Raw genomic sequence first — 9,514 nt, 5'->3', positions numbered from 1 at the left:
GTTACGACCAAGCCAGGAACACGGTCGTGTTCCCGGCTCTGCTTATCGACGCCGACAGCCGGAGAGCGTTCATCGCTCTCCGGCTGTCGTCCGATTGTGGGCCCCGTGGGGCTCGAACCCACGACCTGCGGATTAAAAGTCCGTAGCTCTACCAACTGAGCTAGAGGCCCGTCGCTCACATACTAGCGCCCGGTCGGCCGCACACAGAAACCGGCCACCCTGACGACGAACCCCCCGCCGTCCGCGGTGGGGCGGGCGCCGGGGGGATGCCGATATGCAGGGATCTAGTTCTGCTTCATGGAGCCGGTCTCGAGGAAGCGCTGGTGGAAGGACAGCGCGGTCGCGAGATCGTGCGGGGTCTGCTGGAACTTGCCGGCGTTGGCGCGCTCGACGTACTCCTCGAGCAGCGGGCGGTAGTCCGGGTGGGCCACGGCGATCATCTTCTTGACGCGGTCACGCGGAGCCAGGCCACGCAGGTCGGCGACACCGTGCTCGGTGATGACGACCATGGCGTCGTGCTCGGTGTGGTCGATGTGGGAGGCGAACGGGACGACAGCAGAGATGTCGCCGTTCTTGGCGTCCGACGGGGAGATGAAGGTGGAGATGCGGGCGTTACGGGTGAAGTCGCCCGAGCCGCCGATGCCGTTCATGATGCGGGAGCCGGCCACGTGGGTGGAGTTGATGTTGCCGTAGATGTCGGCCTCGATCATGCCGTTGGAGGAGATCAGGCCCACGCGGCGGATGACCTCCGGGTGGTTGGAGACCTGCAGCGGGCGCAGGATGATGGACTCGCGGTAGCGCTTGGCCTCCGCGTTCATCTTCTCTGCGTACTCCGGGGACAGGGAGAAGGAGGTGGCGGATGCGACGGTCATCTTGCCGGCGTCGATGAGGTCGACCATGCCGTCCTGGATGACCTCGGTGTAGGCCTCGATCTTCTCGAACTTCGAGTCCAGCAGGCCGGCCATCACGGCGTTGGGGACGTTGCCCACGCCGGACTGCATGATGTAGTTGTCGTACGCCAGACGGCCGCCCTTGACCTCACCCTCGAGGAAGTCGAGGAAGTAGCCGGCGATCTTCTTGGAGATGTCGTCGATCGGCTTGAAGGGGGCGTTGCGGTCCGGGGCGTTGGTCTCGACCACGGCGACGACCTTGTTCAGGTCGATGTCGATGTAGGTGTTACCGATGCGGTCACCGGAGTTGATGATCGGGATCGGGGTGCGGTTCGGCAGGTGCTGGATGCGGTAGACATCGGCCATGCCCTCGAGGTCGAGGGACTGCCACTCGTTGACCTCGATGATGATCTTGCGGGCGGCGTCGAGGTAGTCGACGTTGTTACCGACACCGGAGGACGGGATGAGGTGGCCCTCCTCGGTGATGCGGGTGCACTCGACGACGGCGACGTCGAGCTCACCGAAGAAGCCGTGCTCGACGTACTGGCCGGAGTGGGACAGGTGGATGTCCTGGTACTTCATCTCACCGGCGTTGATGGCGTTACGCATGATCGGATCCGACTGGTACGGCATGCGGTAGTTGAGGGCACCGGCCTCGGCCATGACGCCGTCACAGTCGGGGGCGGTGGAGGCGCCGGTGAAGACGTCGATCTTGTAGGTGTCGCCCTTGCCCTGTGCCTCCTTGGCACGGTTGGCGATCGCGGTCGGCAGCGCCTTCGGGTACGCGGCACCGGTGAAGCCGGACATACCGACCTTGTCACCGTTGTCGATGAACTGAGCTGCCTCATCGGCGGACATGACCTTGTCGCGCAGAATGGCGTTGGCGATGCGATCGGACATGAATTTCCTCCTGATTACCGGGCCGAACACAGGTGATGTCGGTCCCGCAGTGTCTGTGAGATGTGTCGGACGGCGCCCGCACCGCACACGGGAATGTCGTGTCGGTTACACAGGAGCCATTTAGTTACGGTGACCACATTAGCGGATTTGGCGTGACCCCGCCGCGAAGCACGCAACTGTGTTAATCGTACGGCACCCCCTGGGGAAATAACCGGGAGAACCCGTCAGTTGTTTGGCCCGGACCACCCCCACGGGGGAGAATGACGCTGTGACTGTGAACATCGGCTCCCTGACCCTGAACTCCCCCGTGGTCCTGGCCCCCATGGCGGGCGTGACCAACGTGGCGTTCCGCACGCTGTGCCGGGAGCAGGAGATCGAGAAGACCGGGACCGTCTCGGGCCTCTACGTCTGCGAGATGATCACCGCCCGCGCACTGGTCGAGCGCAACGAGAAGACCCTCCACATGACCACCTTCGCCCCGGACGAGAACCCGCGGAGCATGCAGCTCTACACCACGGACCCGGAGTACACGTACCGGGCGGCGAAGATGATCGTCGACGAGAACATGGCCGATCACATCGACATGAACTTCGGCTGCCCGGTGCCCAAGGTCACCCGCAAGGGCGGCGGCTCGGCGATCCCGTACAAGCGGCGCCTGTTCGGCAACATCGTCGCCGCGGCCGTGCGCGCCACGGAGGGCACCGACATCCCGGTCACCGTGAAGTTCCGCGTCGGTATCGACGATGAGCATCACACGCATCTCGACGCCGGACGCATCGCCGTGGAGGAGGGCGCGGCGGCCGTGGCCCTGCACGCCCGCACCGCCGCCCAGCGCTACTCCGGCGACGCGGACTGGTCGCAGATCACCGCGCTCGTCGAGCACCTGCGCGGTTCCGGCGTCCCGGTGCTGGGCAACGGCGACATCTTCGCCGCCGCCGACGCCCGCCGCATGATGGACGAGACCGGTTGCGACGGGGTCGTCGTGGGCCGCGGCTGCCTGGGCCGCCCGTGGCTGTTCGCGGAGCTCTCGGCCGAGTTGCGCGGCGAGCCCCTGCCCCCCACCCCCACCCTCGGGGAGGTCACGCGCATCGTCCTGCGGCACGCGGAGCTGCTCGCGGAGCATGACGGTGAGCAGCACGCCTGCCGCGACCTGCGCAAGCACATGGGCTGGTACCTGCGCGGCTTCCCCGTCGGCGGCGACGTGCGTTCGCAGCTGGCCCGCGTGTCCACCCTCGCTGAGCTGCGGGAACTGCTCGCCCCCTGGGCGGATTCGCCGGCTCTGGCCGAGGACGCGGACGGTGCCCGTGGCCGCCAGGGCTCCCCGTCCAAGGTGGCGCTGCCCGACGGCTGGCTCGATGATCCGGAGGACGCTTCGGTGCCGGACGGCGCGGAGATCATGCACTCGGGCGGGTAACCGGGGTTAGTGATTTCCAATTTCATGTCAATTAGGCGCACCTGAACAGGCGTAACCGTTTCGTGAGCCTTAAGATAGTGCGCATGCGTATCGCTTACCGGGAACACCTAGATAACTTCGCCCATGACCTCATCGTCATGTGCGACACGGTGCGCTCAATCATGGCCAACGCCTCCACCGCGCTTATCGACGCCTCCCTCGAACCCGCCGAGGACTCCATCTCCCAGGCCGAGCCCCTCGAGGAGATCCGCCAGCGTTGCGAGGACCGCGCCGTCCAGCTGCTGGCCCTGGAGGGGCCGGTGGCCCGCGACCTGCGGCAGGTCGTCTCCTCCATCTACATCGTCGAGGATTTCGACCGTATGGCGGCCCTGGCCATGCACATCGCCAAGGCCGCCCGCCGCCGCTACCCGGAGCACGCGGTACCGGTCCAGCTCCTCGGCTACTTCAAGGAGATGGCCCGCCTCGTCGACGACATGGGGGAAAAGACCCGCGACATCCTCGTCGACCCCAACGCCGATGTGGCGCTGGTCCTCAACGAGGACGACGACGCGGTCGACGACCTCAACGAGTACATGCTCACCATGCTCACCGTACGTGAGTGGGAGCACTCCACCCGCGAGGCCGTCGACGTCGCCCTGCTCTCGCGCTACTTCGAGCGCTACGCCGATCACTGCGTCAATGTCGCCGCCCGCATCGTCTACCTCACCTCGGGGCTGACCCCGGACGAGTACACCGCCAGCAAGGAGCAGGCGCGGGCCGACGCCGACATGTCCGCCCGTTTCGCGGAGCTGGAGCGCCAGTTCTCCTCCCGCGGCCGCTACCCGGGCACCGCACAGTAGCCGGTAACACCGCAGGCCCCGTACGCGCGATGCGTACGGGGCCTGCTGCGTTGACCGCGGGATGTGCTCGGACCAGGAGCTCTACCGGCGGGGCCGGTTATCCGAAGCGACCGGCGATGTAGTCCTCGGTCTCCTTCTGGTCCGGGTTCTCGAAGATCTTCTTCGTGTCACCGAACTCGACGAGGCGACCCGGCTTGCCGGTGGCCTCGAGGGAGTAGAAGGCGGTCTTGTCGGACACACGGGCTGCCTGCTGCATGTTGTGGGTCACGATGACGATGGTGAAGTCTTCCTTCAGCTCGTGGATGAGGTCCTCCACGGCCAGGGTCGAGATCGGGTCGAGGGCGGAGCAGGGCTCATCCATGAGCAGCACCTCCGGCTCGACGGCGATGGCGCGGGCGATGCACAGACGCTGCTGCTGGCCACCGGAGAGGCCGCCGCCCGGCTTGTCGAGACGGTCCTTGACCTCCTCCCACAGGTTGGCGCCGCGCAGGGACTTCTCCGCGACCTCCTTGAGCTTCTTCTTGTTCTTCTCGCCGGAGAGCTTGAGGCCGGCGACGACGTTGTCCTCGATGGACATGGTCGGGAACGGGTTGGCCTTCTGGAACACCATGCCGATGGTGTTGCGCACGGACACCGGGTCCACCTTGGAACCGTAGATGTCCTCGCCGTCGAGAAGGATCTCTCCCTTGACGTAGGCGCCGGGGATGACCTCGTGCATGCGGTTGAGGGTACGGAGGACGGTGGACTTACCGCAGCCGGAGGGGCCGATGAACGCGGTGACGGCCTGGGCCGGGATCTGCAGGTTGACGTTCTGCACGGCGTGGAAGTCGCCGTAGTAGATGTTGACGTCGTTGAGTTCGAGCTTGGACATCAGTAACTCCTTGTTTCTTGCTTATCGACGGGCCGAAGCTACTGCTTGACCGAGAACTTGGCGGAGATCACGCGTGCACCGATGTTGAGCAGCGCGATGATGAGGACCAGGGTGAGGGCGGCGCCCCACAGCTTGTCGAGGACCGCCGGCGAGGTACCGGCCTTGTACATGTCGAGCATCATCAGCGGCAGCGAGGACTGCGGGCCGGTCATGGAGTCGAGGTTCATCGCCTGGGTGGAACCCACGAGGATGAGGACCGGGGCGGACTCACCCATGACGCGGGCGATGGCCAGCATGACGCCGGTGACGATGCCGGACAGTGCCGTCGGGAGGACGATCTTGGCGATCGTCTTCCACTTGGGCACACCCAGCGCGTAGGACGCCTCGCGCAGGTCCATCGGGACGACGCGGAGCATTTCCTCGGTGTTACGGACGACGACCGGCACCATGAGCAGCACGAGCGACAGGGCCACGGCCATGCCGGAACGCTGGAAGCCGAAGAGCGTGATCCAGGTGGTGAAGATGAACAGTGCGGCGACGATGGACGGCACACCCGTGAGGATGTCGACCATGAAGGTGGTCATGCGGCCGAGGCGGTTGCCGTTGGCGTACTCCACCAGGTAGATGGCGGTGAAGATGCCGATCGGGACGGACAGGACCGTGGCGATCGCGGTCTGCATGAGCGTACCGACGATGGCGTGGGCGGCGCCGCCGCCGGCCACGTGGTACAGCGTGGAGGCCTGGGATTCGGTCCACCAGGCGGCGTTGAGGATCGGGCTGATGCCGCGGGCGATGACGGTCCACAGCACCCACACCAGCGGGACCATGGCCAGGGCCATGGTGGCGTAGACCAGGATGGTGGCCACGGTGTTGGTGGTCTTGCGCGACTGGGAGATGTGGGAGAACGAGCTGCCGGAGCTCAGCGCCGTGGACGTCGGGGTGACGGTGTTGACGTTGTTGGTCATGATGTTCCTCCGTCTACTTCTTGGCCACGAGGGCGCGGGCGATGGAGTTCACGACGAAGGTCAGGAGGAAGAGCACCAGACCGGCGGCGATGTAGGCGCCCGCCTGAATGTCGTTGTTGAACTCGGGGGCGGCGTTGGCGATCGCCGTGGCGAAGGTGGTACCACCGTCGAACAGCGAGAAGCGGAAGGCCGAGGACGGGGAGACGACCATGTACAGCGCCATCGTCTCACCGAGGGCACGACCCAGACCCAGCATGGAGCCGGAGATGTAGCCGGAGAGACCGAACGGCAGGACGGTCATGCGCACGACCTCCCAGCGGGTGGCACCAAGTGCCAGGGCGGCCTCGATCTGACCGCGCGGGGTCTGGACGAAGACCTCGCGGGCGGTGGCGGCGATGACCGGGAGGATCATCACGGCCAGGACGATGCCACCGGTGAGGATGTTACGACCGGTCGCGAACGAGGGGGAGTTGGCGTAGGTGGCGAACAGGAAGAACCCGCCGCCCCAGCTGTGGACCCACTCGTAGAGGCTCGACAGTGCCGGGCCGAGCACCTGCCAGCCCCACAGGCCGTAGACGATCGACGGCACGGCGGCCAGCATGTCGACCAGGTAGCCGAGCGGCTTGACAGCGCGCTTCGGGGCGTAGTTCGACAGGAAGATGGCGATGCCCAGGGCGACCGGCATGGCAATGAGCAGCGCCACGACGGAGATGAGGACGGTGACCGCGAACAGGTTCGGGATACCGAAGAGCATGGCCTCGGTGTTCGAGGTGTTCCACGGGCCGGTGTAGGTGAAGAAGCCGGTCCAGCCCTCGGCGTTCCGGTTGAGCGACGGGATGGCGCGCCAGATGAGGAACAGGCCGATCGCCGCGATGAGCACGGTGATGAGGGTGGCGGAGGCGGTGGAGAGGAACTCGAAGATACGGTCACCGGGGCGCTTGACGCCGCCGGATGCCTTGATTTCCGGGTGCTCGGGAGCATCGGTCTGCTGTGTGGTGCCGATGCTGGCCACGGAGTTGGTGCCCGGCTGTTCGGCCGCAGTCACCTGCTCATCCGTGGTCGGTCGGTTGCTTGCCATAAGGCGGTGATCCTTCGAAAGAAAGGGACATGACAGTGGGGGTTTCGCACCAGGGCGGGTACCCGGGACGTGACAGCGCCCCCGATGGCTCAGAGCTCACGGGGGCTGCTTTCATGCTTGACCGCAGCCACATTGGAGCGCGGTCCGGAGGCGCGCCCCGGGTGACGGTGATCACCCGGGACAACGGCCCAGGGCCTTACTGGATGGCGTCGACGGCCTCGGCCAGGCGCTCAGCGTGAGCACCGGTGACCGGGATGTAGCCGAGCTGCGCGAGCTGGTCATCCTGGCTGTCCAGGGCGACCTTGAGGAAGTCCTTGACCATGGCGGAGGTGGACTCGTCGTAGCCGGCGGAGCAGACGATCTCGTAGGTGGTCAGGATGAGCGGGTAGGAGCCCTCGGTGTCGGAGGCGAAGAGAACATCGGTGTCGACGACCATGTCGTGGCCCTCGGAGGCGAACTCGAGGTTGTCCAGGGCAACACCGACGGAGTCGGCGTTCAGCTCGACCGGGCCGGTGCCGAAGTCGATGTTGGCGATGCCCAGACCCTGCTGCTCAGCGAAGCCGGACTCGACGTAGGTGATGCCGCCGTCGATGGCGGTGACCTGGGAGGCGACACCGTTGGAGCCGTTGGCGCCCTCACCGACGGAAGCCGGGAACTGCTGGCCCTCGGTCTCCCAGATCTCGGTGGCGTTGGCCAGGAACTTCTGGAAGTTGTCGGAGGTGCCGGACTCATCGGAGCGGTAGACGACGGAGATGTCGGTGTCCGGGAGATCGACGCCCTCGTTCTCGGCGGCGATGGTCTCGTCGTTCCACTTGGTGATCTCGCCCTTGAAGATCTTGGCGACGGTGTCCACGTGCAGGTTGAGATCCTCAACGCCCTCGAGGTTGTAGGCGATGGCCACCGGGCCGATGACGAACGGCAGGTGCCATGCCTCGTTGCCACCGCAACGCTCGTTGGCCGGATCGACCTGGTCATCCTTGAGCGGGGAGTCGGAGCCGGCGAACATGACCTGACCGCCGATGAAGTTGGTGCGGCCTGCGCCGGAACCGGTGGCGTTGTACGCGAGGGAGGCGCCGGAGACGGCCTCCTGGTACTTCTGGCCGAAGTAGTTCATGGCGTTCTGCTGGGAGGAAGCACCCTCAGCGACGAGCTGGCCGGAGGTGCCGGAGAGGCCGTCAGTGGTGCCCTCAGCGCCCTCGGCAGCAGTGGTGGCGGTGGTGTCGGTGTCGGTGCCGTTGTCGGAGTCGCCACAGGCGACGAGAGCGGCGGAGCCGGCGGCGACAATGCCGAAGATGGCGGCGGTGCGCTTGAAGTTACGGATCACGGGAGAACCTTTCCGGTACAGATCAGTCGAGGAGGTGGTCCGAGCAACCCATGGACCCGGTCAAGGTGTCCCATGATCCGGCCTGCCCACAGTGCTGACACTGGGAGCAGGCCGGGTTGTTGCTCACGTCCACTAAAGTTAGGACCCGCTGGTTAACCGGAATGGTCACCTTTCGTAAACAACTAGTTAACACTTAGGAATCGTTGAGCGAACTTTCACGCCTGACCGGGGATTTTGTCGCCCCCATCACCCGGAGGTGGGCTACAGATCACAATCGCCACCCAGTTGTTAACCGGACAGCCCCCACACCACGTGCTCCTCAGCGATGACAAAACCGAGATCCTCATAGACCTTGACCGCCGGGGCATTGTCCGCCTCCACGTAGAGGATGACCCGGTCCGCCCCCTTGGACACCATGTGCTCCAGCCCGAGGCGCAGCAACGGACCACCCAGGCCGCGGCCCCGGAAAGCCGAGGCCAGACCGACGACGTAGACCTCGCCGAACGCCGGCGAGACCTCCGTGTGCCACTTCGTCCAGTGGAAGCCGGCCAACTGCGCAGTGGTGGCATCGACGAGGAAGAGGACGTCCTCCGGGGCGAACCAGTCCACCTCCTGGGCGCGGGCCAGGCGCTCGCAGTCCCATCCACCCTGCTCGGGATGCCAGGAGAAGGCGTCATTGTTGGCGGCCAGCCACGCCTCCTCCACATGGTCGCGTCCGAAGCGCTCCACGGCCCCCGGCAGGTCGAGGGCCTCGACATCCTCGCGGGGCTCGTAGTGCGCCACGGCGTGCAGCGCCTGCCCCTCGATCGCCATGACGAGTAGCCGGCGCGTCATCTGCCGTCCCTGCCCTGCGGCCAGTGCCTGTGCGGCCGGCAGGTTGCCGTGGGCCCACACATCAGCGCGTCCCATCTCCGCCAGCAGAGCGGCGCCGATGCCGTGGCGGCGGTACTCAGGGTCGACGGCCATCTCCCAGGCGGCGCCGTCGAAGGCGGCCACGCCCCGGACCTCCTCCCCCTCCACCGCCAGCAGATGGCGGTGCCCCCGGTGCGTATCGCGCAGGCCGAGGAGGAACTGCTCGGAGAAAGGATCGACGCCGTCGACCCGGGCGGCGTGCTCGAGTAGGCGGGTCACGGCGTCGGCCCGGGTGGGATCGGCGGGCAGGTCAATCTGGCGGATAGTCATGGGCCCCAGCGTATCGCTGGTACATATATAGAGGTGTACGTTCCTCGTCGG

8 protein-coding genes and 1 tRNA gene are annotated in these 9,514 nt (G+C 66.0%); 2 read left to right on the top strand and 7 right to left on the bottom strand.

Translation table 11 applies throughout. The annotated features are described in order from the left end of the window. Positions 1–97: 97 nt before the first annotated feature. Together Q4F73_RS06545 and Q4F73_RS06540 are read right to left on the bottom strand one after the other, a co-directional pair. Positions 98–170: transfer RNA gene (locus Q4F73_RS06545), tRNA-Lys, on the bottom strand. A 114-nt stretch (positions 171–284) separates the two neighbouring features. Next, positions 285–1,790, bottom strand: a complete 1,506-nt coding sequence (locus Q4F73_RS06540) for an acetyl-CoA hydrolase/transferase family protein (RefSeq protein ID WP_303358551.1) — start codon at positions 1,788–1,790, stop codon at positions 285–287. Between the two features lie 268 nt (positions 1,791–2,058). Here Q4F73_RS06540 and dusB point away from each other — a divergent pair, with 268 nt between their 5' ends. Together dusB and phoU are read left to right on the top strand one after the other, a co-directional pair. After that, positions 2,059–3,204, top strand: coding sequence for a tRNA dihydrouridine synthase DusB (gene dusB, locus Q4F73_RS06535; protein ID WP_303358550.1), 1,146 nt, complete (start codon positions 2,059–2,061; stop codon positions 3,202–3,204). 83 nt (positions 3,205–3,287) lie between these two features. Then, the gene (gene phoU, locus Q4F73_RS06530; protein WP_303358549.1) at positions 3,288–4,043 is read left to right on the top strand and encodes a phosphate signaling complex protein PhoU; all 756 of its coding nucleotides are present in this window, start codon (positions 3,288–3,290) and stop codon (positions 4,041–4,043) included. 97 nt (positions 4,044–4,140) lie between these two features. On the opposite strand, the gene pstB is transcribed toward phoU, so the two are convergent. The 5 genes from pstB to mshD all read right to left on the bottom strand — a co-directional run bounded on the left by pstB (position 4,141) and on the right by mshD (position 9,463). Beyond that, positions 4,141–4,914, bottom strand: coding sequence for a phosphate ABC transporter ATP-binding protein PstB (pstB, locus tag Q4F73_RS06525; RefSeq protein ID WP_303358548.1), 774 nt, complete (start codon positions 4,912–4,914; stop codon positions 4,141–4,143). Between the two features lie 38 nt (positions 4,915–4,952). Further along, entirely contained in the window at positions 4,953–5,879 is a 927-nt protein-coding gene (gene pstA, locus Q4F73_RS06520) for a phosphate ABC transporter permease PstA (RefSeq protein WP_303358547.1), read from the bottom strand. 13 nt (positions 5,880–5,892) lie between these two features. Continuing rightward, positions 5,893–6,957 carry a phosphate ABC transporter permease subunit PstC gene (pstC, locus tag Q4F73_RS06515; protein WP_303358546.1) on the bottom strand — a complete coding sequence of 355 codons (1,065 nt, stop codon included), beginning with the start codon at positions 6,955–6,957 and terminating at the stop codon, positions 5,893–5,895. Between the two features lie 196 nt (positions 6,958–7,153). Then, a complete protein-coding gene (gene pstS, locus Q4F73_RS06510) occupies positions 7,154–8,281 on the bottom strand; it encodes a phosphate ABC transporter substrate-binding protein PstS (protein ID WP_303358545.1) in 1,128 nt (375 codons plus the stop codon). 288 nt (positions 8,282–8,569) lie between these two features. Further along, complete coding sequence (gene mshD, locus Q4F73_RS06505; protein WP_303358544.1) at positions 8,570–9,463, bottom strand: mycothiol synthase; 894 nt, start codon at positions 9,461–9,463, stop codon at positions 8,570–8,572. Positions 9,464–9,514 lie beyond the last annotated feature (51 nt).

It is taken from the genome of Corynebacterium sp. (genome assembly GCF_030535495.1).
In the GTDB taxonomy this organism is placed as follows: Bacteria; Actinomycetota; Actinomycetes; order Mycobacteriales; family Mycobacteriaceae; genus Corynebacterium.
Note: the sequence above shows the minus strand (reverse complement) of the source record. Positions and strands in the feature narration are given on the sequence as shown.